18 protein-coding genes and 1 pseudogene are annotated in these 24,595 nt (G+C 76.1%); 4 read left to right on the plus strand and 15 right to left on the minus strand.

The annotated features are described in order from the left end of the window. Positions 1–110 precede the first annotated feature (110 nt). From tsaD to ABZ858_RS14540, 3 genes are all read left to right on the plus strand, one after another. On the plus strand, positions 111–1,166 hold the full coding sequence (gene tsaD, locus ABZ858_RS14530; RefSeq protein WP_361376729.1) for a tRNA (adenosine(37)-N6)-threonylcarbamoyltransferase complex transferase subunit TsaD: 1,056 nt from the start codon (positions 111–113) through the stop codon (positions 1,164–1,166). Further along, positions 1,166–1,732 (plus strand): GNAT family N-acetyltransferase, encoded by a 567-nt coding sequence (locus ABZ858_RS14535; RefSeq protein WP_361376732.1) that lies wholly within the window; start codon positions 1,166–1,168, stop codon positions 1,730–1,732. Before tsaD ends, ABZ858_RS14535 begins: the two co-directional genes overlap by 1 nt. 92 nt (positions 1,733–1,824) lie before the next feature. Then, positions 1,825–2,202: an antibiotic biosynthesis monooxygenase gene (locus ABZ858_RS14540; RefSeq protein WP_361376735.1), complete on the plus strand. Its 378-nt coding sequence runs from the start codon at positions 1,825–1,827 to the stop codon at positions 2,200–2,202. Positions 2,203–2,254: 52 nt separating this feature from the next. On the opposite strand, the gene ABZ858_RS14545 is transcribed toward ABZ858_RS14540, so the two are convergent. The 12 genes from ABZ858_RS14545 to ABZ858_RS14600 form a co-directional block, all read right to left on the minus strand. After that, positions 2,255–3,169, minus strand: a complete 915-nt coding sequence (locus ABZ858_RS14545) for a squalene/phytoene synthase family protein (protein WP_361376738.1) — start codon at positions 3,167–3,169, stop codon at positions 2,255–2,257. A gap of 131 nt (positions 3,170–3,300) precedes the next feature. Then, complete coding sequence (locus ABZ858_RS14550; protein WP_361376741.1) at positions 3,301–6,408, minus strand: condensation domain-containing protein; 3,108 nt, start codon at positions 6,406–6,408, stop codon at positions 3,301–3,303. Next, a complete protein-coding gene (locus tag ABZ858_RS14555) occupies positions 6,398–8,272 on the minus strand; it encodes a non-ribosomal peptide synthetase (RefSeq protein ID WP_361376744.1) in 1,875 nt (624 codons plus the stop codon). The genes ABZ858_RS14550 and ABZ858_RS14555 overlap by 11 nt, the downstream gene beginning before the upstream one ends. 1 nt (position 8,273) lies before the next feature. Continuing rightward, positions 8,274–10,187, minus strand: coding sequence for an amino acid adenylation domain-containing protein (locus tag ABZ858_RS14560; protein ID WP_361376747.1), 1,914 nt, complete (start codon positions 10,185–10,187; stop codon positions 8,274–8,276). Continuing rightward, positions 10,187–13,423, minus strand: coding sequence for an amino acid adenylation domain-containing protein (locus ABZ858_RS14565; protein ID WP_361376750.1), 3,237 nt, complete (start codon positions 13,421–13,423; stop codon positions 10,187–10,189). Before ABZ858_RS14565 ends, ABZ858_RS14560 begins: the two co-directional genes overlap by 1 nt. Before the next feature lie 334 nt (positions 13,424–13,757). Beyond that, positions 13,758–15,044, minus strand: a complete 1,287-nt coding sequence (locus ABZ858_RS14570; RefSeq protein WP_361376753.1) for a non-ribosomal peptide synthetase — start codon at positions 15,042–15,044, stop codon at positions 13,758–13,760. 94 nt (positions 15,045–15,138) lie between these two features. After that, positions 15,139–16,515 carry an MFS transporter gene (locus ABZ858_RS14575; protein ID WP_361376756.1) on the minus strand — a complete coding sequence of 459 codons (1,377 nt, stop codon included), beginning with the start codon at positions 16,513–16,515 and terminating at the stop codon, positions 15,139–15,141. 490 nt (positions 16,516–17,005) lie between these two features. After that, positions 17,006–17,263 (minus strand): winged helix-turn-helix transcriptional regulator, encoded by a 258-nt coding sequence (locus ABZ858_RS14580; RefSeq protein WP_361377183.1) that lies wholly within the window; start codon positions 17,261–17,263, stop codon positions 17,006–17,008. Positions 17,264–17,528: 265 nt separating this feature from the next. Next, positions 17,529–18,728, minus strand: coding sequence for an FAD-dependent oxidoreductase (locus ABZ858_RS14585; protein ID WP_361377186.1), 1,200 nt, complete (start codon positions 18,726–18,728; stop codon positions 17,529–17,531). Between the two features lie 11 nt (positions 18,729–18,739). Further along, the gene (locus ABZ858_RS14590) at positions 18,740–18,934 is read right to left on the minus strand and encodes a ferredoxin (RefSeq protein WP_361376759.1); all 195 of its coding nucleotides are present in this window, start codon (positions 18,932–18,934) and stop codon (positions 18,740–18,742) included. 75 nt (positions 18,935–19,009) lie between these two features. Continuing rightward, entirely contained in the window at positions 19,010–20,239 is a 1,230-nt protein-coding gene (locus tag ABZ858_RS14595; RefSeq protein WP_361376762.1) for a cytochrome P450, read from the minus strand. A 514-nt stretch (positions 20,240–20,753) separates the two neighbouring features. Further along, positions 20,754–21,374, minus strand: coding sequence for a lytic transglycosylase domain-containing protein (locus tag ABZ858_RS14600; RefSeq protein ID WP_361376765.1), 621 nt, complete (start codon positions 21,372–21,374; stop codon positions 20,754–20,756). A 334-nt stretch (positions 21,375–21,708) separates the two neighbouring features. Between ABZ858_RS14600 and ABZ858_RS14605 the strand changes: the two are divergent. Further along, positions 21,709–22,281 (plus strand): annotated as a pseudogene (locus ABZ858_RS14605) (NAD-binding lipoprotein); the annotation flags it as partial. Between the two features lie 134 nt (positions 22,282–22,415). Here ABZ858_RS14605 and ABZ858_RS14610 read toward each other — a convergent pair. The 3 genes from ABZ858_RS14610 to ABZ858_RS14620 all read right to left on the minus strand — a co-directional run bounded on the left by ABZ858_RS14610 (position 22,416) and on the right by ABZ858_RS14620 (position 24,496). Further along, on the minus strand, positions 22,416–22,925 hold the full coding sequence (locus tag ABZ858_RS14610; protein WP_361377189.1) for a DUF4232 domain-containing protein: 510 nt from the start codon (positions 22,923–22,925) through the stop codon (positions 22,416–22,418). Positions 22,926–23,024: 99 nt separating this feature from the next. Continuing rightward, complete coding sequence (locus ABZ858_RS14615) at positions 23,025–23,378, minus strand: STAS domain-containing protein (RefSeq protein WP_361376768.1); 354 nt, start codon at positions 23,376–23,378, stop codon at positions 23,025–23,027. Continuing rightward, positions 23,375–24,496 (minus strand): B12-binding domain-containing protein, encoded by a 1,122-nt coding sequence (locus tag ABZ858_RS14620; RefSeq protein WP_361377192.1) that lies wholly within the window; start codon positions 24,494–24,496, stop codon positions 23,375–23,377. The genes ABZ858_RS14615 and ABZ858_RS14620 overlap by 4 nt, the downstream gene beginning before the upstream one ends. Between the last annotated feature and the right edge of the window lie 99 nt (positions 24,497–24,595).

Here is a 24,595-nt window from a genome sequence, read left to right on the forward strand (position 1 = left end):
CACTCTACTAAGCGATCAGCGGCGTGTCCGAGCCCGGGTTCCCATCCGGGGCGCACTTATTGCACACTATGCGCAATAGCCAGTGCTGTGCAGAAAGGGACGGGGATCGCATGGGCTCTCCGATCGTGCTCGGGATCGAGTCGTCGTGCGACGAGACCGGCGCGGGCCTCGTCCGGGACGGGCGGCTGCTCGGGCACGCCGTGGCGTCGAGCATGGACGAGCACGCCCGCTACGGCGGTGTGGTCCCGGAGATCGCCTCCCGCGCCCATCTGCACGCGCTGCGCCCGGTGGTGCGCCAGGCCCTGGACGGGGCGGGGCTGCGGCTGTCCGACATCGGGGCCGTCGCCGTGACCACCGGCCCGGGCCTGTCCGGCGCGCTCCAGGTGGGCCTGGCCGGGGCGAAGGGCATCGCCTACGCGCTGGGTGTCCCGCTGTACGGCGTCCACCACCTGGCCGGTCATGTGGCCGCCGACACGCTGGAGCACGGCCCGCTCCCCGATCCCTGTGTGGTGCTGATCGTCTCCGGCGGCCATACCTCGCTCCTGCTCGTCCGCGATCTGGCCCGCGACCCGGTCATGCATCTCGGTGACACCCTCGACGACGCCGCCGGGGAGTGCTTCGACAAGGTCGCGCGGGTCTTCGGGCTGCCGTATCCCGGTGGTCCGGCCATCGACCGGACAGCGCGCGCGGGGGATCCGCGCGCTGTCCCCCTTCCCCGGCCGCTGCCCGGCTCGTACGACTTCTCCTTCTCCGGGCTGAAGACGGCGGCCGCCCGCTGGGCCGAGTCGTACGCCGGGCGCGAGCTGCCCGTGCACGACGGGGCCGCCTCGCTCCAGGAGGCGGTCGCCGACGTCCTGACCCGCAAGGCCGTCGCCGCCTGCGCCGAGCACGGGGTCGGCACGCTGGTCGTGGTCGGCGGGGTCGCCGCGAACTCCCGGGTGCGGTCGCTGGCCGAGGAGCGCTGCCGCGCGGCCGGCGTGGCCCTGCGGGTACCGCCGCTGCGGCTGTGCACGGACAACGGCGCGATGATCGCCGCCGTCGGCGACCTGCTCGTCCGGGCCGGGGCGGACCCGGCCCCGCTGGACGTGTCGGTCGACCCGTCGGCGCCCCTGGAGTACGCCGCCCTGCGTCCGGTGGCGGCCCGGGCGGCGGCCGCGGTGGCCTGATGGACATCCGGATCGTCCGGTACGACGCCCTCCTCCCGCACCGCGCGGCCCTGCGCTCGGTCCACGCGGACGCGTTCGGCGCACCGCCCTGGCACGAGGACGAGGCCGGGGCGGACGCCTTCGCCGCGCGGCTCGCGACGGACGTGGGCCGCCCCGGGTTCATCGCCGCGCTCGCTCTGGAGGGGCCGGACGTCATGGGCTTCGCCACCGCCTGGACCACGCCGCGGCCCTTCCCGGCGGACCGCTGCCGGCCGCAGGCGGCCGCCGCTCTCGGCCGGGACCGCGCCGAGGAGTGGCTGTGCGGTGCCCGGGAGGTCGACGAACTCGCCGTCCGCACCGCCGCCCGCGGTCACGGGATCGGCGCGGCCCTCCTGGAGGCGGTGACCGGGGACGCCCCCGGCGGCCGGGCCTGGCTGCTCACGTCCCTCCGGTCGGTCCGGGCCACGGCCTTCTACCGCCACCGGGGCTGGACCCAGGCCACCCACCCGTCCCCGGACGGCCACGGCTGCGCGGTCTTCCTCGGCCCCCGCCACCCCGCCCGGACCCTGGCCGCCCAGCCGCTCTAGGGCAGCCTCCGCGTTCACGCGGGCACCTCCGAACGGGCGAAAGAGCACCGGCGTACGACAACTCCACCGGAGGTAAGGGGAGAAATAACCCCATGACCGTTACCGTCCGGGTCGACGCGACCCGTCCCGTGGCCACCCTCATCAATGTGTTCACGGTCTCCCCCGACCGTCAGGACGAGCTGATCGAGCTGCTCGCCCGGGCCACCGAGGAGACGATGAAGCACCGGCTCGGCTTCCTCTGCGCCAACTTCCACGCCTCGCTCGACGGCCGGCGGGTGATCAACTACGCGCAGTGGGAGACGGAGGAGCACTACCGGGCGATGCTCGCCGACCCGGAGGCCCGGGTCCACATGGACCAGGCGGCGAAGATCGCGACGGACGTCCAGCCCCGCCTCTTCCAGGTGCGGTCCAGCCACTCCCCCGCGGCCTCCGCCACCGAGATGGACGGGCGGACGCCCAGCCCGGCGTAGCCGGCCCGCCGTAGCCGGTACGACGGCCGCCACCGGGACGGCCGTCCGCCGTTCAGGCCCCGCGGTGGCCGCGGGCCTTGCGGCGGGCGCGCAGCAGGACCCGCAGCGCGCCCGGCAGGGGCGGGCTCGCCGAGCCGTGCACCAGTCGGGGGCCGCGGGCGAGCGCGGCGTCCGCGGTCAGCAGTTCGGTCTCGACGATCGCGCCGATCAGCGGGGCGTACGGGGACGTGGTCAGGGCGGGGAGCGTGCGGGCCGCCAGCAGGGCGGCCCGGGCGGCGCCGACCTGCTCCTCCACCAGGGCGGCGAGGCCCGGCGGGGTGCGGCCGGCCGCGATGTCCGCCGCGGTGACCCCGTGGCGCTCCAACGTCCGCGCGGGGACGCCCAGTCGGCCCTCTCGCACGTCCTCGGCCAGGTCGTTGACGAAGTCGAGCCGCTGGCTCGCCTCGATGACGGCGCGGCAGGCGTCCCGGTAGCCTCCGTCGTCCGCCGGCGGGGCCAGCAGCACACCGATCAGCAGGAAGGCGGGCAGTGAGTACGCGTCCACGTACGCCTGGAACCCGGCCTCGTCGGCGAAGCCGCTGAACTCCAACTCGGCGGTGGCGGTGGACAGGTACGTCTCGACCACGCCGCGCAGCCGGGGGTGCGCGGTGATCGTGCGCAGCAGCGCGCGGACCGCCGGAAGGGTGCTCCGCCCGGTGTCCAGGCCGTCCCGGATCTCCTGCTCCCAGGCCGCCCAGGCCGCGGCCCGCCGCGGTTTCGGGCCCGTGTCCAGCAGGTCGTCGCCCTGGTGCATCACCGCCGTCGCCACCACCACGTGCGGCAGCAGCGCCGGGGGCAGCAACGTCCTCGCCGCCAGGTAGGAGGTACGGCGGGCGCTCGACACCAGCCGCCGCTGGGCGCCGTAGTCACCGCGCAGCTCCGGCTCCGCGATCCCCGCCGCGTCCAGGCACCGGCTCCAGGTGGTCATGGGGCGATCGTAGGCGGGCCCTCGGGCGCGGCGAGCACCGGGTGGGCCCCCGTGGGGGCGCCATGTCCCCCGCCGGAACAGGCGTACTCCGCACGAGAACGCCGGTCTCTCGTGCGGGGTACGTCCGTGTGTCAGCCGTCGCCGTGCCGCATGCCGTCGAGCATCTCGGCCAGCACGGTCCGGCGGTCCTCCCCCGGGCGGGCGCGCAGCGGGCGGGCCAGGCGGGCGCCGGCGTAGTGCCAGCGGTGGTCGAGGTCCTGGGGGACTTCGTCGGTCTCCTCGAACTCGGCGCGGGAGCCGAGCAGTTCCGTGAGGTCGTGGGCCAGGTCGCGCCAGGAGACGTGGCCGCTGCAGGCGTTGGCGACGCCGTGCACGGGGCGGTCCAGGCACTCGGCCACCGCGCGGGCCAGGGCGGCCGCGTGCACCCAGGCGACCCCGTACCAGGGGTGCCCGCCGGTGCCGGGGCGGGGCAGGGCGAGCGGTCCGCCCTGCCGGGCCGCCTGGTAGAGCCCGCCGAGGGCGCCCCAGCGCAGCTGTTCGCGCAGCCGGTCGTGCGCGCCCCAGACGATCGGTGAGCGCACGGCGCTCGCTCCCCCGCGCCCCTCGGTCCCGGCGGCGCGCAGCACCATGGCCTCGCAGTCGAGTTTGGCCCGCCCGTACGGGCTGACCGGCTCGCAGGGCGGCGACTCCTCGGCGACCTGTGCGGCCCGCGGGTGCCCGTAGGCGTCGACGCTGCTCACGAACACGAACGGGCCGCGCCGCCAGGCATCGGCCATCGTCGCCATGGCCGCCACGTCGATCTCGTGCCGGGTGAAGGTGCAGGCGGCGTGGACGATCGCGTCCGCGCTCGCGACGGCGTCGCGCAGACCGGCCAGGTCGGTGAGGTCGCCCTCGACCACGTCGACGCCCTCGGCGGCGATCAGGTGGGCGGACTCGGGCCGGGCCAGGGCCAGCACGGGGCGGCCCCGGGCGGCCAGTTCGCGCACGACGAACGCGCCCACTCCGCCCGTCGCTCCGGTGACCAGCACCGTTCCCGGGCGGACGGCCCCGGACCGGGCCCGGCCGGCCGCCCCGCTCACGGCCTTCGCCGCGCTCTGCCGCGCCGCGCGTTCCTCCAGGAGCGCGGTGAGCGCCCGGGGCGTACGGGCCTGGAGCACGTCGAGGCCGGTGAGCGGCAGCGCGAGCCGCGTACGCAGCCGTTCGGCGAGCTGCACGGCGATCAGGGAGTGGCCGCCGAGGGCGAAGAAGTCGTCGTCGGGGGACGGGTGGTGGCCCAGGAGCGCGGCGAAGGTCTCGGTGACGGCCTCCGCCCGGGGGCCGGCCGGGACGGGCGGCTGCGGCACCCCGGGCAGCCGGGTGCGGTCGAGCGCGCCGTCGGCCGTGCGCGGCAGCGCGTCGAGCACCGTGACCGTGGCGGGTACGGTCTCGGGCGGCAGTGACCGGCGCAGCAGCCCCAGCAGTTCCTGACCGGACGGGCCGACGCTGTCGTGCAGGACGGCGTAGGCCAGGGCCGGGCCCTGGGCGGCGCTGACCACCGTGGCGTCGGCGACCCGCGGATGGGCGCGCAGTGCCTCTTCCGCGGGATGGCCGGTGCCGGGAGCCTCCTTCGCCGCGGGGGCGGGCTGCTTGGCCTTGTCGGGGTGCGGGACCTTCTCGGGGTCCGTGGCCTTCTCGGGCCGCGTGCGGGGAGCCGGGTCGGTCCCGGGCGCGGCCTCGGGACCGGCGTGGGCACCGGCCGCGGGCCCGGGCAGCTCGCTCAGCGCGCGCCGCGGGTCGGCCGCCGCCGCGGCGAGCAGGGCCGCGTAGTCCCGTGCGGTCGCCTCCGCCACGGCGTCGTCCAGCGCGCCGCGGTCGTACTGGACCAGCGCCTCGGGCTGTGCGGGGTCCCCCAGTCCGAGGCCGTAGGACAGGGTGAACTTCGCGCCGCCGGTGGTGACGTCGACGTACTCGGCCGTCGTGCCGGGCAGCCGCAGCACCGTGGGCTCGCCGAGGACGTCACAGGTGACGCGGACCAGTGCGGTGCCGTCGGTGCCGCGCGCCGCGGCACCGAGCCGTTCCAGGACGAGGTCGAAGGGGATGTGCCGGTGGCACTGGGCCTCCAGGAGCGCGTCACGCACCCGTCGCAGCAGCTCGGCGAAGGACGGGTCGCCGGAGGCGTCGACCCGTACCGGCAGGGTGTTGACGCACAGGCCGACCAGTCCGCGCATGGCGGTCCCGCTGCGGTGGGTGCCCGCCACGCCGATGACGAGGTCGTCGTCGCCGGTGAGGCGGTGCAGTGCGGCGAAGGCGGCGGTGAGCGCCACCGCGAAGAGCGTGGCGCGCCGCTCGGCGCCCAGCGCCCGCAGGGCGTCGGGCAGGGCGGGTGCGAGGGGGACGGTGTGCACGGCCGCCGGCCGCTCGGCGGTGTGCGGCGCGGGTGCCCCCTGGCGGTGGGGCAGGCGGGGCGGGGCGGCGTCGGCCAGCAGGCCGCTCCAGCGCTCCAGCGCCGCCCCGAGGCCGGCGATGCCGTCGTGCTCGCGGCAGGCGTGGTCGGCGTACTGCGGCGGCGCGGCGAGTTCCGGGCGGCCGGTGCCGCCTGTGGCCGCGGTGTACAGCGCGGCGAGTTCGGCGGCCACCGTCTCCAGTGAGCCGCCGTCGATGGCGATGTGGTGGAACGTCAGGACGACGGTGTGGTCCTGCGGGCCGTGGCGCAGGACGAGGGCCCGTACGGCCTCGCCCGCCGCGAGGTCGAACGTCCGGGCCGCCTCTCGGCGCAGCGCCGCCGCGAGGTCCGGCGCGGCGGTGTCGGCGACGGGGACGGGGACGGACGCCGGTGCCGGAAGCACTTCCTGGCAGGGCTCGCCGTCCTGGTCCGCGTAGCGGGTGCGCAGGATGCCGTGCCGGGCCACCAGCGCGGTCAGGGCGGTGGCGAACGCTGCCGGGTCGAAGGGGCCGCGCACCCGGGTGGCGAAGGGTACGTGGTAGGAGTCGCCCGCGCCGCCGAGCCGTTCCATCAGCCACATGCGGCGCTGGGCGCGGGAGAGCGGGAAGCGGGCGTGCGGCCGGGCGGTGCCCGGCGCGAGGGTGTCCGACGCGGCCATGTCCGCCGGGGCGGTGTCCGTGCCGGGGCCGGCCGGGGATGCGCCGGGAGCGGCGGCGGCCGTCGTGGGCCGGGCGGCTCCGGCGCGGGCCCGGCGCAGCAGTTCCCGCTGGAGTCGCTGCTGCTCGGTCCGCGCCGAGGGGTCGGCGTCAGTGGGCATCGCTGTGCTCCCGGGTCTCGGGGTGGAGGTCGCTGTGCGCGGCCAGCAGGGCGCTTTCGACCAGGGTGGCCTGTGCGGCGACGGTCGGGGCGCCGAAGAAGTCGGCGAGGGCCAGTTCGACGCCGAGTTCCTCGCGCAGGTCGTCGGTGACGGCGAGGGCGAGCAGGGAGTGGCCGCCCAGGGCGAGGAAGTCGGCGTCGGCGCGGGTGACCTCGCTGCCCAGGGCCCGGCTCCACACTTCGGCGACGGCCTGTTCCAGCGGTGTCATCGGCGCCGCGGGCGAGTCGGCGGGGCCGTCCCCGGCGGCCGGGGCCAGTCCGGTCAGCGCGCGCCGGTCGACCTTGCCGGACGGGGTGAGGGGCAGGTGCTCCACCACGGTGACGGCGTCGGGCACCAGATGGGCGGGCAGTTCGGCGGCCAGCCGCTCGCGCAGCGCGCCGGCGGGCGGCACGGGTCCGGGCGCGGCCACGACGCACGCGACCAGCCGCGCCTCGGGGGTGCCCGGACGGTCGACGGTCACGGCGGCGTCGTCGACGTCCGGCTGCCGGCGCAGCGCGTGCTCGACCTCGCCGGGCTCGATGCGGAAGCCGCGGACCTTGACCTGGTCGTCGTTGCGGCCGTGGTAGTCGAGGATGCCGTCGGGCCGGACGGAGACGATGTCGCCGGTGCGGTAGAGCCGGCCGGCGGCGGGGTGGTCGACGAACCGTTCGGCGGTGAGTCCGGGCAGGCCCGTGTAGCCGAGGGCGAGCCGGCTGCCGCCGATCCACAGTTCGCCCCGCTCGCCGTCCGCAACCGGGCGTCCCTCGTCGTCCAGGACGTGCGCGGTGGCCCCGGCGATGGGCCGGCCGATCGGCACCGGCGCGTCGCAGTCGCGCTGCGTGACCCGGTGGGCGGTGGCGAAGGTGGTCGTCTCGGTCGGCCCGTACCCGTTGACCAGTTCCAGCCACGGGAAGGCGGTCAGCACCTCGCAGGCCGGGGCGGCGGCCAGCGCCTCGCCGCCCACCACGACCGAGCGGAGCTGGGCGAAGACACGGGAGCGGCGGGCGGCGAGCTGGTGGAAGAGGGCCGTGGTGAAGAACGCCACCGTCACACCGTGGCGTTCGACGTGCCGGGCCAGGTCCTCCAGGGAGGGCCGCTGCTCGGTGCAGACGACGACCGCGGCGCCGCCCGCGAGCGCGCCCCACACCTCGAACGTCGAGGCGTCGAAGGTCATGGGCGAGTGGAACAGCACCCGGTCGCGGTCCGTGAGGGTGACCCACTCCGGTGCGGTGACCAGCTCCGCGATGGCGCCGTGCGGCACGGCGACGCCCTTGGGGCGGCCGGTGGAGCCGGAGGTGAACATGATGAACGCCGCGCTGTCCGGGTCGGCCGCGTCCTCGGCCGAGCCGCTGGTCAGCGGCTCCTCGGGCAGGGCGAGGACGGGGCCGGCGGGTGCGGCCGCGTCCAGCAGCTTCGCGTCGCCGACGGTGAGCGTCACCTCCGCGTCGGTGATCATCGCCTCGGTGCGGGGCCGGGGCTGGGCGGGGTCGAGCGGCACGCACACGGCTCCGGCCAGCCACAGCGCGAGCTGCGCGACGACCGTACGGGCCGACCGGGCCGTGAGCAGCGCGACCCGGTCGCCCGGGGTCACGTCGTGCTCGCGCAGGTGTGCGGCGAGGGCGCGGCCCGCCTGGACGAGCCGGCCGTAGGTGAGGGCGGTGTCGCCGTCGACGACGGCCAGGGCGTCCGGGGTGCGTTCGGCGCGCCGCGCGACGAGCGCCGGCAGGGTCGTCGCCCGCGCGGGCGACGGGGCGGGCGCGGCGGGCGGGGCCGTGGGGGTGGCGTGGTCGGCCGTGCCGTCCGGCTGCGGGGTCGTGCGGGTCATGTCAGGCTCCTTCCGGTCGCGGGGTGCGGCGCTGGTCGAGGAGGGCGGCGAAGGCGCGCAGGTCGGTGCTGCGCAGCAGTTCGTGGGCGCGCGGGCGTACGCCGGTCTCGCGCTCGACGGCCGCGAGCAGCCGGGCGGCGGCGACGGAGGTGCCGCCGGCGTCGGTGAAGTGGTCGCCGAGCGTGATGCCGGGCCGGCCGAGCAGGTCGCGCACGGTGGTCAGGACGAACCGTTCGGTGGCGGTGGCCCCGGCGAGGCCGTCCGTGGCGGCCGGCTCGGCGGCGGCAGTGGCCTGGGCGGCGAGAGCGGCCCGGTCGACCTTGCCGTTGGCGTCGAGGGGGTAGCCGTCGACGATCCGCACGGCGCCGGGTACGGCCTGCTCGGGCAGCCAGGCGCGGACCCCGGCGAGCAGGTCGGCGGCCTCGGGTTCGGCGGCGTCGGCGGGCCGGACGTGCGCGACGAGGCGGGCGTGACCGGAGTCGTCGCGCAGCACGGTGACGACGGCGCTGCGCACCCGGGGGTCCTGCTCGAAGGCGGCCTCCACCTCGGCCGGTTCGATCCGCACCCCGCTGATCTTGACCTGGTCGTCGAGGCGGCCGAGGAACTCCAGGGTGCCGTCGGCGTCCATCCGGACCCGGTCGCCGGTGCGGTAGAGGCGGTCGCCCACGGGCAGCGCCAGGTCCTGCGGCGGGGCCGTGAACCGCTGTGCGGTGAGCTGCGGGTCGAGGTAGCCGAGGGCCAGGCCGTGGCCGCCGATGCGCAGTTCACCGTCCTGCCCGCGGGCGACGGGCCGGCCCTCGCCGTCGGTGACGACGACGGTGACGCCCGGCAGCGGGGTGCCGATGGGCGGCGGGGTCTCCTCGCCCGCCCGCGGGTCGTCGCCGCGCAGGGCGCAGGTGGTGGTGACGACGGTGGCTTCGGCGGGGCCGTAGGCGTTGTGGACGGTGGCGGTGACGTCGGGCCCCGGGCGGCGGCGCATGCGGTCGCCGCCGACGACGAGGTGCCGCAGCTTCAGGCCCCGCGGCCACGGCCGGTCCAGCAGGGGTTCCACGGTGGGCGTGGCGGTCACGGCCACGGTGAGGGCCGTGTCGCGCCACCAGTCGGTGAGCACCTGCGGGTCCCAGCGGGTGTCGTCGGGGGCCGGGACGAGGGCGGCACCGGAGGTCAGCGCGGCCCACAGCTCCAGCAGGTGCGGGTCGAACGCGACCCCGATGAGCAGGGACTGCCGGTCGCCGGGTGCCAGGCCGGTCTCGGCGCGGTACCAGTCGAGGGTGACGGACAGCGAGTCCTCGGCCACCGCGACGGCCTTGGGGCGGCCGGTGGACCCGGAGGTGAGGACGGCGTACAGGGCGCCGTCGGGGGCGCGCCGCGTGCCGCGGCCGTCGGCGGCGAAGGCCGCCACCGCGGTGGCGGGGGCGTTCACCCCGTCGGTGGGCAGGGGCAGCGGGGTGTGCTCCCCGCCGCGGTGGCCGGCGGGCAGGGTGCCGGGTTCGCCGATGAGGCAGGCCACGTCGAGGTCCTCGGTGACGGCCTGGGTGCGGCGCTCGCCGGGGCGGGGGCCGAGCGGCAGGTAGACGGCGCCGATCCGGGCCAGCGCCACGGCGGTCACCACGAGGGCGGTGGAACGGTCCAGGCAGACCCCGACCAGATCGCCGGGGCGTACGCGGTCGCGCAGGGCGGCGGCGGTCCGTGCGGCGGCGGTGTCGAGTTCCTGGTACGTCCACTCGCGTGCGCCGTCGATGACGGCGGGGGCCTGCGGGGTGCGCCGGGCCCAGTCCTCGAAGCGGGCGAGCACGCAGGTCGGTTCGGCGGCGGGGCCGTGGGCGATGCTCAGCGCGGTGGCAGCGGCCGTGGCGGTGTCGGTCGCGGGGTCGGGGGCCGTGGTGGCGGCGGCCGGGGGCTGGGTCATGGTCATCACGACTCCGTGGCGGGGGTGGCGGTGGCGGCGAGGGCTTCGGCCTGGTCGGCGAGGACGGGGTTGCGGAAGAGCACCTTCAGCGGCGGGCGCGTGCCCAGCCGCGGTTCCAGCCAGGCCGCCAGTTCGGCGGCCAGCAGGGAATGGCCGCCGCTGCGGAAGAAGTGCGAGCGGGTGTCGAAGCCGCTGTGGCCGAGCACCGTGCGCCAGCCCTCGGTGAGCAGGGCCGTCATCGGGTCGTCGCGCACGGCGGCGGCGGGCACGGCGGCGGCCTCCGGCGCCTCATCGGAGGCGGCAGCGGCCTCGGCACCGGTTGCCGTGCCGATTCCGGTCCGCGCGCCGGTCCCCGCCTTCGTGCCGGTCCCGGGCTCCATGCCGGTCACCGGGTCGAGGGCCGCCGCGCGGCGGGCCAGGGCCGTGCGGTCGGGCTTGCCGCCGGCGAGGGTCGGCATCGCCGCCAGCCGTGCCCAGCGGGCGGGCACGAGCGGGCCGGGCAGCCGGCGGCTCAGCTCGGCGTGCAGCACCCGCTCGTCGAGGTCGGCGCGGTCGGCGCCGTCTTCGAGGAAGCCGACCAGCCGGGGCCCGCCGGGGCTCTCCCGGTCCAGCACCACGGCGCAGGAGCGGCCGCCGAGCGCCGCGGACGCGGCCGCCTCGATCTCCTCCAGCTCGATGCGGTGGCCGCGCAGCTTGATCTGGTTGTCGCGCCGCCCCAGGAAGTACAGCAGGCCGTCCGGGCCGCGGTAGCCGAGGTCGCCGGTGAGGTAGACGCGCTCGCCGCCGAGCGCGTCCACGGTGACGAACCGGGCGGCCGTCGCCTCCGCGTTGCCCGCGTACCCCTCGGCGAGGCCGGGCCCGGCGATGGCGAGTTCACCGACCGCGCCGGAGGGCAGCGGCCGGTGGTGGTCGTCCAGGACGTGGACGCGTTCACCCGGCAGTTCGGTGCCGAGCGGGATCTCGGCGCCCTCGGCGAGGGCGTCGCGGGAGATCTCGTGGACGGTGGAGCTGATGGCCGCCTCCGTGACGCCGTACACGTTGAGGACGGTGGCGTCGGTGTCGGCGAGGACGCCGCGCAGGGCCTCGGCGGGCAGGCGCTCGCCGCCGAGGACCAGGAGCCTGGGGGCCCAGGTCTCGTCGCGCAGCACGGCGCGCAGGTCCTCGCGGGTGGCGAGGAAGTAGCTGGTGGGCAGGTTGGCGACGGTGACGCGGGCGGCGGCGAGCAGGCCGGCGAGTTCGGGGCCGGTGGGCACCTCGTGCTCGGGCAGCACCAGGCAGGCGCCGGCGTGCAGGGTCGGCAGCACCTCCTCCAGCGCCACGTCGAAGGACGGCTGGGCGAACATCAGTACCCGGTCGGCGGGGGTGAGGCCGAACCGGTCGGCGGCCGCGGTCAGATGGTGTTCGAGGGCCGCGCGGCCGACGGCGACCGGCTTCGGTGTGCCGGTGGAGCCGGAGGTGTGGATGACGTAGGTGGTGCCGGGCAGTACGGCGGCCTCGTGGGCGGGGGGCAGTACCGGGGCGTCGATCCGGGCGGCCGGCAGTGTCCCGGGCAGCGCCGGGGTGGCGTCGCCGGTGAGGACCAGCGCCGGGGCGAGCCGTTCGAGGAGCAGGGCGAGCCGGGACGGCGGGTCGGACGGGGACAGCGGGCAGTAGACGGCGCCGGTCCGCAGGCACGCCAGCAGGGCGACGACCGACTCGGTGCCCCGGGGCAGGACGGCGGCCACCGGCTGCCCGGGCCGCACTCCCGCGGCGCCGAGGCGCTCGGCGAGCGCGCCGACACGCTCGTCCAGCTCGCCGTAGGTGAGGCGGCGGGCGCCGCACAGCAGGGCGGGCAGGGAGGGGTGGTGGGCGGCCACCGGGTCCAGCGGGTCGCGGTCGGCCGGGACGGGCACGGCCTCGGCGGGCGGCAGCACCGCGGCGGGCGCCAGGTCGGCCAGCGCGGCCTCGGGACGGTCGAGGTAGGCGCGCAGCAGGTCCAGGAAGCGGCCGGCGAGCAACCGGGCGGTGTCCTCGCCGAAGAGGTCGGCGTCGTAGTCCCAGACCAGGGTCATGCCGGGCGCGCCGTGGCGGGGGGTGACCCCGCGCCGGTCGTCGGGCAGCAGCACCACGTCGAGGTCGAAGCGGGTGGTGCCGGTGTTGAAGCCCTCGAAGAGCGTGATGTCGAGGCCGGGTACGTCGATCTCGGGCAGTGGCGCGTCGTGGGCGCTGAACATGACGGAGAACAGCGGGTTGTCGGCGCCGGAGGTGTGCATGCCCAGGGCCCGGGTCAGCTCCTGGACCGGGACGTCCTGGTGCGGCAGGGCGCGGATGAGGGTGTCGGTGACCTCGTCCATGGTGTCCTGGGCGGGGGCGGCGGCGTCCAGGGCGAGCGGCAGCGGGATGGTGTTGACGAACATGCCGACGGCGTCCTCGTAGCCGAGGGGGCGGTTGCCGACGGCGGTGCCGATGGTCATCCGGGAGCGTCCGCTGTGCCGGCGCAGGAGTTCGGCGAACAGGCCGAGGAGGGTGGCGAACGGGGTGAGGCCGCGGGAGCGGGCGTGGGCGCGCAGCCGCTCGGCGAGGTCGGCGCCGATCGTCTGCCGGAGCTGGCCGCCGTGGTGCCGGCGGCGGGCGCCGGGGCGGGCCAGGCCGGGCAGCGGCAGGTCGTGGGGCTGGTCGCGCAGTTCGGTCCGCCAGAAGTCGAGGGACTCGGGTGCGTAGGGGGCCTTCGTACGGGTCAGGACGTGGTGCGCGTACGAGGACGCGGGCGGCAGCTCCAGGGATTCGCCGAGGACATGGGCGCGGTAGACGCGGAAGACGTCGTCGAGCAGGATCGCGAAGGAGTGCCCGTCGTGGATCAGGTGGTGCTCCACGTGGACCAGCCGGTGGTGGCGCTCGGCGAGCCGTACCAGCGTCCAGCGGATCAGGGGTGCCTCGAAGGTGTCGAGCGGGGTCTCGGCCTCGGTGCGCAGCAGCCGCGCGAAGGCCGCCTCCGGGTCGTCCTCCCCGGCGAGGTCGACGGTGCGCAGCCTCGGGCGGCACTCCCGCGCGACCCGCTGCCCCGGTACGGACCCCTCGGCGGCGACGAGTTCGAGGCGCAGGCCGGCGTGGCGGGCCAGGGTGGCGTCGAGTCCGCGGCGCAGTGCGGCGGTGTCGAGGGTGCCCCACAGGTCGAGTGCGGCGGTGAAGTTGTAGGCGCGGCTGCCGGGCTGCATCTGCTCGTGCAGCCAGACGATCTCCTGCGAGGAGGAGAGCGGAAGCATGGGCGATCCCTGGGGTCGTCGGGTCGGTTCTCCGGTGCCGGTCACGGTCGTGTCCGGCGGTGGTGGTATGGGCGGCGCCGCGGGTCGCGCGGTGCCGCCTTCGGGTGGGGCGGGGGGTGGTCGGCGCCACGGGGTTCCGGGGCGTTCAGGGGCTCGGGGGCGAGGAAAGGGGCGAGGTCGGGGTCGGGGGGGGCGGAGCGTGACGGCGCGTCGCCGGTCGCTCCGCGTCCCTCGTCCCTCGTCCCGCGCCCCGTGTGCCTTCACGCTCCGGCGCGGGGTCGGTGCGCGGTGCGCTCCGGCGCCGGGTCAGGGCGGGGGGGCGCACGGCGCCGGGTCAGTGCGGGGTGCGCACCGGCGTACGCAGTGCGTGGGTGAGCGCGTCGAACGCCCGGTGCGCGGTGTCGTCGTCGAGGACGGCGCGGTCCCACACCATCCGCAGCCGGATCTCCGCTCCCTGGGTGACGGAGACGGCGAAGGGGGCGCGGACCGGCCTGCCGTCGATGTGGACCTCCTGTCCCTGGACGCCGCCCAGGACGAGGGGCGGGCGGCGGCTGTCGTCGTCCACGGTCAGCAGTCCGTCGAGCTTCCCGGACCAGCCCGGGCCGGCGGCCCGTACGGCGGCCACGACGGCGTCGAAGGGCACGTCGGCCCGGTCGAGGTCGTCCCACCAGGCGTCGGCCGTCACCTCCGATCCGGGTCCGTCGCCGGTGCCGGCCGGGAAGACGACGGTGTTGAGGAAGCAGCCGAGGACCGGCTCGGCACCGGTGGGCCGGCCGCCCCACGGGTAGCCGAGCGGCACGGCCAGGTCCGGTCCGTACAGCGCGCGGGCGGCGGAGCGGCAGGCGTCGAGCAGTCCGGGGAAGGGCACGCCGTCCTCGGGCGCGGGCAGCCGGGCGTGCGCCGTCCCGCTCGGCTCGGTGCCGTCGGGCACGCGTGCCGGGCGGGGCTGCGGGGCTCGGGCGCGTACGGTGTGCAGCCGGTCCGCCCAGTACGCGGCGGCCTCGGGGGTCTCCGCCCGTTCCTCGGCGGCGAGTTGGAGGAGGACGGCCTCCCGGTAGGCGGCGCGCTCGGCTTCCGTGTCCTCGGGCGCGGGGGGCGCGTCGGTGGTGTACGCGGCGCCGAGTTCCCCGACGATCCGGGTCAGCGAACGGCCGTCGCAGGCGGCGTGGTCCAGGACGACGGCGAGGAGGTCGTCCCCGCGGTTCTCGTCGTCGCGGGCGAGGAAGAGTCGCAGGGGCGGGCCCTGCGGCTGCCACGCGGCCAGCGCCCGGCGGAGCGTGTCGGCGGGCCGCTCACCGGGGGCGGGGGCCGGGCAGGTCACGTGGGCGTCCGGTGCGCCCTCGCGCAGGACCGGGGTCCCGCGCACCACACCGGGCCGTGCGCGCAGGGCGGTGTGCCGCGCGGCGAGCCGGTGGGCGGCTGCCCGTAAGCGGTCGGGGTCGACGGTGCCGTGCGGGAAGGCGAAGAACATCGGCACCAGATCGGGGCGTCCCGACGGGTCCAGCGAGCGCACCAGGACGAAGCGGCGCTGCGCCCCGGTGACCGGCAGCAGGTCGCCGGTCCGGTCGTCGCCGGTCAGTCGCCGGTAGCGGTCCAGGTACTGGCTCGTGATGCTGAGCACGTGGTCCTCTCGGTGGTGGCCGCGGGAGCGCGGGGCGGGGCGGGGCCCTGCCCGCACGGGCAGGACGAAACGTTTCATCAGAGGCGTACGGGGTTCAGCGGGCCGGAGTGGGGGCGGGTCGCTCGTCGCCGTCCGTCGCGGTGCTCGCCCGCGATGTCCCCCGGGCGTCGTCCGCGGGGACGCTCCCCGGCGCCTCCTGGACCTCGTCCGCGGGGAAGGCGTCCGGTCCGGGCAGGTCGCGCATCCGGCGCAGCGGGGAGAGCAGCAGCGGCAGCGGTACGACGAGGAAGCCGGCGGCGCAGCAGGCGAGCGCCGTGCGCGGCCCGAAGGACTGGGCGAGGGCGCCGCCGATGAGCGCGCCGAGCGGCAGGGTGCCCCACATGAGGAAGCGCAGGGTGGCGTTCATCCGGCCGAGCAGCCGCGGCGGGCACAGTCCCTGGCGGAAGCTGACCTGGGCGACGTTGTAGACGACGGCGCCGAAGGAGACGACCGCCGAGCCGGTGGCGAACAGCGCCGCGCCCGGAGCCCCGCGCCCGGACAGGGGCCACAGCACGGCGAACGGCCCGGTCGCGAGAACGGACAGGAGGATGACCCGGGCCTGCCCCAGCCGGGCCGCGAGCCGCCCGGCGCACACCGCGCCCAGCAGCCCGCCGACGGCCGAGGCGGACAGCACCAGCCCGAGCGCGCCCGGCTTCAGGCCGACGACACGGACCAGGTGGACGGTCTGCGTCGCCATCAGGACGGCCGTGCAGAGGTTGGCGAGTCCGGTGGTGACGGCGATGACGCGGAGCAGCGGATGCCCGAGGACGAAGCGGACGCCCTCGCCGATCTCCCGGCGCAGGGAACCGCCGGCGGTGGCCTCGGGTACGGCCTCGGTCTGTTCGACGCGCAGCAGGAAAACGGCGGAGAGGACGTAGCCGATGGCGTCGGCGACGACGGCGAGGTGCGCTCCGACGAGCTGGACCAGGCCGCCGCCGAGGCCGGGGCCGGTCACCTGGGCGGTGGAACGGACCGTCTCCAGGCCCCCGTTGCCCGCCACGAGCTGCTCGCGGGGCAGGATCTGCGGCAGGTAGCTCTGGTGGGCGACGTCGAAGAACACGGTGGCCACGCCGGTGACGAGCGCGACGGCGTAGAGCTGGGTCATGGTCAGGGCGTGGGCGAGCGCGGCGGCGGGGATGCTCGCCATGGCCGCGGCGCGCACCAGGTCCGCGCGGATCATCAGGGGACGCTTGCGCATCCGGTCGGTGAGCGCTCCGGCGGGCAGCCCGACGAGCAGGAAGGCGGCGGTCTCCGCCGCGGTGAGCAGGCCCACCTGGAAGGCGGAGGCGTCGAGTTCGAGAACGGCGACGAGGGGCAGCGCCACCAGGGTGACCTGGGCGCCGAGCTGCCCGGCGGCAGCTCCCGCGAGCAGCAGCCGGAAGTCCCGTAAGCGCATCGGGCCACCGGTGGCGGCTCGGGATGTGACGGACATGTGAAGACCTTCACTGAACGACCGATCAGCAGTCAAAAGAGCCCGGCCACTTTCGGTCGTTTCTTGCGCCCGACTGACAGCAAGTCGGGAAAACTTACGGCGGACCTGGGGTACATCCGCATGAATGCCCGCCACCTGACACACATCGCGGCGCAGGCACGTACGCGGGTCCACGGGAGGAACGAGGAGGGGCCGACGAGGGCCGCCTACGGTGCGTGACCACTTCGATCCTGACCGAAAACCAATCACCCATGATCACTTCGGCCCGGAACCGTTCATTCCGCCCGCTATGCATGCCCCTGCGGCGCGCCGTGACAGCACACGCCTTGACAGCACAGCATCCTGGCCCCGGTGGCCTCGGTGTCCACCTTTTTGTGGGTACTTGCGGGGCGTCCGCGGCGCGGCGAATCTTGTGTCGGGCGGCCGGGGGCCGTCGGTTCCAGGGACGACCGCGGGGGGGCGAGATGAGGGTTCAGGGGGCCGGCTGGGTTCAGGGGGCCGGCTGGGCCTCGGCGAGCTTCTCCAGGCGGCGGTGGCCCCACTCCGAGAGCGGAGCCAGCATCTCGGAGAGTTCCCGGCCGAATTCGGTCAGGGAGTACACCGTCTTCAGCGGAAGCACATCATGCACCTCGCGGTGGACGAGGCCATCGGCCTCCATCTCCCGCAGGGCCTGAGTCGGCACCTTCTCACTGAGGCCCGGCAGGCGCCGGCGCAGTTCGCCCGGGCGGTGGGGTCCGGACTCCGGCAGCCAGAGCGTGTCGCGGCCAGGACGTCCCCGAGGAGGTCCGTCACCTCGTCCGGCGACGGTGGTGCGACCCAGCCCAGCGCGGCGCCCTGCTCGACCAGATCCGCGAGGACGCGGTGGGCCGACCGTCCGAACCCGGCGTGCGGGCCCGGTTCGGACGCCAGGTCCGTGGCGTCGAGGAGCACGAACTCGTCTGTGTCGCCGCTGGTCATGGCCGGGTCCATGACCGACAGCCCAACCAGCCGCCGCCCGCCGCGGGGCGCCCCGGTCAGGCGGGCAGGGAGTCCGTGCTCGGCGCCCGCCACCCGGTGCGGGCGGCGATCGCCGCGCGCCACTGGTGCAGGGCCTTGGGCGGCATGCCCACGGCCAGCGCGCCGGTGAGCTTCCCGGCCCTGCCGTAGGCGACGAGGAAGCGGCCGTCCGCGAGGTCGCCGTCCACCACCTGGGCCTCGTCGTGTCCGCGCAGGTGGCCGAAGGCCTGGAGCCGCAGGCCGTACTGGTCGGACCAGAAGTACGGGACGGGCGCGAAGGGCTTGGCGTGTGCGGGGTCGAGGAGGTTGCGGGCGGCGGTCATGGCCTGCTCGGCGGCGTTGGTGCGGTGCTCGACGCGCAGGGTCGTGCCGAACAGCGGGTGGTACCAGCGGGCGACGTCCCCGGCGGCGTAGACGCCGGGGCCCGCGGCGCTGTACCGGTCGCACACCACGCCGTCGGCCAGGTCCAGGCCGCTGCCGTGCAGCCACTCGGTGTTGGGCCGGGAGCCGACGGCGACGAGCACGTCGTCGGCCGGGATCACCGTCCCGTCGGCCAGCCGCACCCCGGTGGCCCGTCCCGCGCCCGTGACGATCTCGACGACCTTCGCCCGCACCCGCAGGTCCACCCCGTGGTCGCGGTGGACCCGCGCGAGAAACGTGCCGACCCGCTCCCCCACCGCGTGGGCCAGGGGCACGGCCGCCGGTTCGACCAGGGTGACGGACACGCCCAGCGAACGGGCGGCAGAGGCGGCCTCGGCGCCGAGGAACCCGGCGCCCACCACGACCAGCCGGCCACCGGCGGTCAGCCGGTCGCGCAGGGCGAGGGCGTCCGGCAGGTCGCGCAGGACATGGACGCCGGGGGTGCCGCAGCCGGGCAGCCGGCGCGGCCGTACGCCCGTGGCGACGACCAGGCCGTCGTAGGGGAGTTCGGCGCCGTCGTCGAGCGTCACGGTGCGGGCGGCCGGTGCCAGGGCGGCCGCGCGGACGCCCAGCCGCAGGTCCAGCCGGAGGGCGTCCAGGTCGGCGGGCCGGCGCAGCATCGCGCGCTCGGGTTCCCAGGCGCCGGTGAGGATCTGCTTGGACAGCGGCGGCCGGTCATAAGGCAGGTGACGTTCCTGTCCGACGACCGTCAGGTCGCCGTCGAATCCCGCGCGGCGCAGGGTCTCGGCGGCCGACAGCCCGGCCGCCGAGGCTCCCACGACGACGACGCGCCGCACCGGAGCGTCGGTCACTCCTCCACCAGCCGGATCGCCGCGGCCGGGCACACCGCCGCCGACTCCCGCACCCCGTCCTCGTCGGCGGGGCCGGGGGTGTCGTTGAGCACCTGGACGATTCCGTCGTCGTCCTGGTCGAAGACCTCGGGGGCCATCCAGACGCACTGTCCGGACGCCACGCACTTGGGCTGGTCGACTTCCACGCGCATGTCGGTTCTCGTTTCCGCTCGGGAGGGTCTGCGGGAGGGGCTGCCGGGTCGTTCGCAGGGGCGGGGCGCTGCCCGCTACCAGGTGACGGGGAGGCTGTAGACGCCGTAGACGAGGCCGTCGTGCTTGAACTCCAGCTGGTCGGGGCCGGTGGCCAGGGCCAGGGTGGGGATGCGGCGGTACAGGGTGCTGTAGACGACCTGGAGTTCGACGCGGGCCAGTGGCTGGCCCAGGCACTGGTGCACGCCGTACCCGAAGGCGACGTGGCGGCGGGCGTCGCGGGTGAGGTCGAGCCGGTCGGGGTCGGGGAAGGCCAGCGGATCGCGGTTGGCGATCTCGTTGGCGAGGATGACGCCGTCGCCGGCGCGGATGACCTGGCCGCCGATCTCGATGTCCGCGAGCGCGACCCGGCGGCGGCCGGAGTGGGTGATGTTCAGGTAGCGCAGCAGTTCCTCGACGGCCGCGGCGACCGTGCGGGGGTCGTCGCCGTCCCGGAGCAGGGCGAGCTGGTCGGGGTGGCGCAGCAGGGCCAGGGTGCCCAGGGCGATCATGTTGGCGGTGGTCTCATGGCCCGCCCCGAGCAGCAGGACGCCCGTCTCGGCGGCCTGACGCCGCGTCATCTCGCCGGTGGCCACCCGCTGGGTGGCGAGGTGGGAGAGGAGGTCGTCGCCGGGTTCGGCGAGCTTGACGGCCAGCAGGTCGTCCAGGTAGTCCGTGAGCGCCTCGGACGCCGCGAGCAGTTCGTCCGCTGTCGAGGTGCGGCGGACGATGACCTTGGTGTTGCTCTGGAAGAAGTCGTGCTTCTCGTAGGGCACGCCGAGCAGCTCGCAGATGACGAGGCTGGGGACCGGCAGGGCGAACGCCTCGACGAGGTCGACCGGTTTCGGTCCGGCGAGCAGGGTGTCGATCAGATCGTCGACGATCTTCTGGATCGAGGGGCGCAGTGCCTCGACCTTCTTGATCGCGAAGGGGGCGGTCACCATCCGGCGCAGCCGGGCGTGGTCCGGGTCGTCCATGGTGATGAAGGTGCGGCGGGCCTGGTCGCGGACCTTCGTGCCGGGGGTGCGGTGCGGATAGCCGGGCAGGGACGGGTCGGCGCTGATGCGCTGGTCGCCGAGCAGGGCGCGCAGATCGTCGTGGCGGGTGACGAGCCAGGGGCTGCTGCCGTCCCAGATGCGCACCCGGGAGACGGGCCGGCCGGACTGGAGGTCCCGTAGGGAGGGCGGCGGGTCGAAGGGGCATCCGGCGGCCCGGGGCATCGGGTGCTCGGGAAGCTCTGCCTGTGTGTCCGCCAGTGTCTCGGTCATGACTGCCTCCTCGGCAGAGGACGTCACCCGACGCCCCTCACGGCGTTAGGTGCTCAAGGCAACTATATGGGCCGGGTCCGGGGCGTCAACGGGTCCGCGGGGTGCGCCGCCGCTATTCGGCCACGCCGCGGGCACCGGCCCTCCGGACCGGCCGTCGCGCTCCACGGCGTACGGCGCACACCTGCCGCCCCGCCTCGGACGCCGGCCGCACCGGCCACCGGCCGCTCCGGGCACCAGTGCGGCCGTTCGCAGGACGCCACGAGCGGCCCGGGCCGGAACGCCGACCGATGCCGACCGGTCAAGGGCGAGACCGGCCGATGAGGGCCGAGACCGACCGGGGTTCCCAACCGCGAACCAGCGGCCGCGTCAGGCCGCCGTACGCTCCCCCGCACGCGGCGCTCGGGCGACTCGCCGCCGCACGACACCACACGACACCGCACGACACCGCACGATCGAAGGTGGCCGGAAGCGGTCCGCGGGTGTCACCGCCGGGCGGGACGCCGTCTGCCGCGCCTCACTGTCCGGACCGGACGGACCGGTCGGCCGGCGCCGGGCCGCCCGCCTCCTCCCCCGCCCCCACGGCCCTGGCCGCCCGGTGCCAGTGGTCGCGCAGACGGCGGAGGTAGGAGCGCGCCATGGGGCCCGGCGGAACGCCCCGGGCGAAGGCCCGCATGTTGCGCTCACCGGTGTTGTAGCCCAGGGCGAGCAGTTCGTCCCGGCGGTAGCGGCGCGTGTACCGCTGCGGCAGGCTCCGGTCGAGGTCCTGGAGGTGCAGCGCCGCCGCGCGGACGGCGAACTCGGGGTCGCGCAGGTCCTCCCACCGGCCCGGCAGGCCGTGCGCCCGCCGCACCCGCTCGAACGTCGCCCGGTGCATGTTGACGACGCCGAACGACGCGCCGGGCTTCCACCACTGCCACAGCCGTTCGAGAATCGGGTGGTGCGGCTTGTACGCCTCGTTGTGGAGGACGGCCATCAGCAGCACCGGCGAGACGCCGGCGTCCCGGGCGGCGCGCACGACCGGCCCCGCGTAGTCGGCCGGATCGTATCCGCCGGGCAGCAGCGGCGGGGTCCGCACCGTGTCCCCGCCGTCGGCCGCCGGCTGCTTCCCCGGCGCCGTGGTCCGTACCTCGCCCATGCCTGTCCGGCCCTCCCTCGTCCTCGTCCTCGCCTGCCGACGCGGCGGCCCGTCGAGGCGTCCGCCGTGTCGCAGAGCACGTGCCCCGGTGACAGCGCCTCAATCCGCCGACCGTGAGAGCAGCAGGGACCCCGGCGCCCGCCGGTCCTCCGATTCCCCGGTCCCCCGATTCCCCGAAGGGATGAATCGGCGCCCGAAGTCAGCGGCCCGCGGGGGGGCGGGCCAGCACACTGCCCCGTAGCCCGGTAGCCCGGTGGTTCCGGGCGGCGGGGCGACGGCGACCGCGGGCTCACCCGGCTGCCGGGCGGATGGTGGGGGGGGGAGGGGGGAAGCGTTGGCGCAGCGGCGTCCTCGGTCGGCGGACAGGTTCCGGTACTGGTTCGACAGCACGCTGGCCCGGGGCACCGCCGCTCTCGTCGGCTGGCTGGCCGCCATGTGCCTGGCCGTCGTCGTACCGGTCAGCGCGGTGCTGGTGTGGACGGACCCCGGCGCGCCCGCCTCGCTCTCCGCGAAGCTGGCGGCGGTCTGGCGGCGCACCGGCGACACACTGCGGCTGGGCGGGGTCACGGGCACACCGCTGCGGGTGGCGCTGTCCGTGCTGCTCGCCCTGGTCGCGCTGATCTACGTGTCCACCCTGGTCGGCCTCATCACGACCGGACTCACCGAGCGGCTCACCGACCTGCGGCGGGGCCGTTCCACGGTGCTGGAGCGGGGGCACGCGGTGGTGCTCGGGTGGTCGGAGCAGAGTTACACGGTGGTGGGCGAACTGGTCGCCGCCGGCGCCGGCCGGCGCCGGGCCGCGGTCGCCGTCCTCGCCGACCGGGACAAGACGGCCATGGAGGAGGCGCTGCGCCGCAAGGTGGGGCCCGCGCGCCGGACCCGGCTGATCTGCCGCAGTGGGCCATCCGGATCAATCCGGTCAAGACCGGGCGGCGTCGCTGGAGCGCCGCCGACCGGGTCGTCGTGCTGCGGCGCGGCTGACGCGCCGGTGCGGCCCGCGGCGTGGTGGCCGCGCGCCGCACCCGGGTGGGGCAGGGAAGGTCAGGCGCCCCGCTGGACCGGGCCGACGACGGTGCCGGCGGCCACCTTCAGGGTGCCCTGGGCGACGGACGTGCCGGGGATCTGCCCGCCCGGTGCCCGGAGCGTGAACGACGCCCCGTCAGCGGTCAGGCCGTGGCCGCTGTTGGGCACCTGGATGTCGAAGTGGACCGGGTGACCCGGGCCGAAGGTGACCGCGGTGCGCTGGTCGCCGTAGCGGCCGACGGCGAGGCGGAGCTGCTTGCCGTGGTCCGAGAACCGCACGTCGGTGGGCGAACCGGCCAGCCGGCACGACGCGTAGCCGCGCGGCGCGGTCAGGGTCACGCGGTAGTGGCTGTGCCCCGAGGACGCGGGCCCCTGGTGGATCTTCGCGATGTGGTTGGCCGGCCGGCAGGCCGAGGGCGCGGCGCCGCCCGTCGCGGGCGCGGCCTGCGCGACTCCCGCGCCGGCGGCGCCGGTGAGCGCGGCCGCGGCGGCGACGGCGGTGGCGGCGGTCTTCCAGTTCTTGCGCATTGCTGGACACTCCTTGCCTTGCTCACTGGCCCCGCGGATGTTCTCCGTCAGTGCCATGGTCACCACCATGAGTGCCCCGCGATCGGCAACCGGAATGTCTCAGTTCTGCCACGGCCGCGCGGCGGGCTCGGTGAGGTGGCCGAGGATGTCGGTGCGGCGGAGCCGGCGGTCCAGGAAGTCGGGGCGGTGGTCCAGGTGCAGATCGGCGCCGGCGGCGCTGATGTGACGGTGCGCCATCAGCAGCGCGGCCAGGCCCGAGGAGTCGATCCAGGTCAGGCCGCCGAAGTCGAGGCGTACCTCGCGCGGGTGCGGGCGGCCGCCGAGGTGGGCGACGACGGTGGCCACCAGCTCGTCGCCGGTGTCGTAGTCGAGTTCGCCCGCCAGGCGGACGGTGAGCGCGCTCGCCTCGCGGGTCACCGTGAGGCTGAACTCACCGGGCGGGTGCGCGTTCATCCGTCCGTACGGGCTTCGGGGACGCGGGGGGCAGGGCGGGCGGCCAGGGCGGTGCTCCCGTGCTCCAGGAGGATCAGGGACCGGGGGAAGTCCCGCAGCCGTACGGCCAGGGCGGACAGCGCCGCCGACAGGGAGCGCGCCGGGACCCGCCGGGCCTCCAGGATGTCCGCGGTCCAGGTCAGGAACGCGGTGAAGACCCGGGGGTCGTCGACGTACAGGGCGGTGGCCAGGAAGTCCACGATGTGGGCGATGTCCTCCGCGGTGCGCTCCCGCTGCACCTCGCTGTAGTCCCGCAGGGCGGGGAAGCGGTCCTCCAGGTCGAGGAGGGTCTGCCGCACCAGCCGCCCGCGCGAGTGCACGACCATCGTGTACTCCTGGTCGGTCAGGTGGGGCAGGTCGTCGACCACCTGGCGGACCGCTGTCGGGGCGGGCCGCGGCAGGCCGCCGTCCAGCGCGTCCGCGGCGCCGCGGGCGTCGGCGGCCCACCGGTCGGCTCCGAGCGCGTGGGCGTAGCGGCCGTCGGGGCCGAAGGCGCGGCCGCCGGCCAGCACCGGGACGCCGACGGCCTGGCAGGCGGTGATGGCCGTGTGCGCGGTCGGCAGGTGGGTGGGCAGGGAGCCGGACAGCAGGACGGCCTGCGGATCGGTGTGGTGCAGATGGGCGATGAGATGCGGGGTGGGCGTCTGGGCGCCGAGGTAGTCGACCTGCCAGCCGCGCAGCCGCAGCACCTCGGCCACCAGGCGGGCGGGGAAGGCGTGCCACTCGCCGTCCACGCAGCTGACCGTCACCCGGCCCCGCCGGCCGCGGTCGCCGCTCCCGCCGGTCCCGCCCTGGTGGGCGAGGGCGGCGACCACGCGTTCGTTGATGGCGGTGGCGGCGTGCTCCTGGGCGACGGTGAGGCGGTCGGCGGCCCATTCGGTGCCGATCTTCGCCTGCACGGGGGCGATCACGTCCAGCAGCAGCGCCTCGTGGCCGACGCCGTCGGCCAGCGCCTCGCGGACGATGGCCACCGCGTCGTACTCGTCGCCCGCGGCGACGGCGTCCCACAGCCGCTTGCGGGGCCCGGCCGTCTCCGGCCCGGCCCCCGCGGGTCCGGCCGTCGCGGACCCGGCCACCATGGACCCGGCCGTCGCAGGTCCGGCCACTGCGGGTCTGGCCACCGCGGGCCCGGCCGTGGCCTGCCCGTCGTGCGTCCGGAGGGCGGGCCTCGCGGGGTG

This window comes from Streptomyces sp. NPDC047017, assembly GCF_040644175.1.
Classification (GTDB): domain Bacteria; phylum Actinomycetota; class Actinomycetes; order Streptomycetales; family Streptomycetaceae; genus Streptomyces.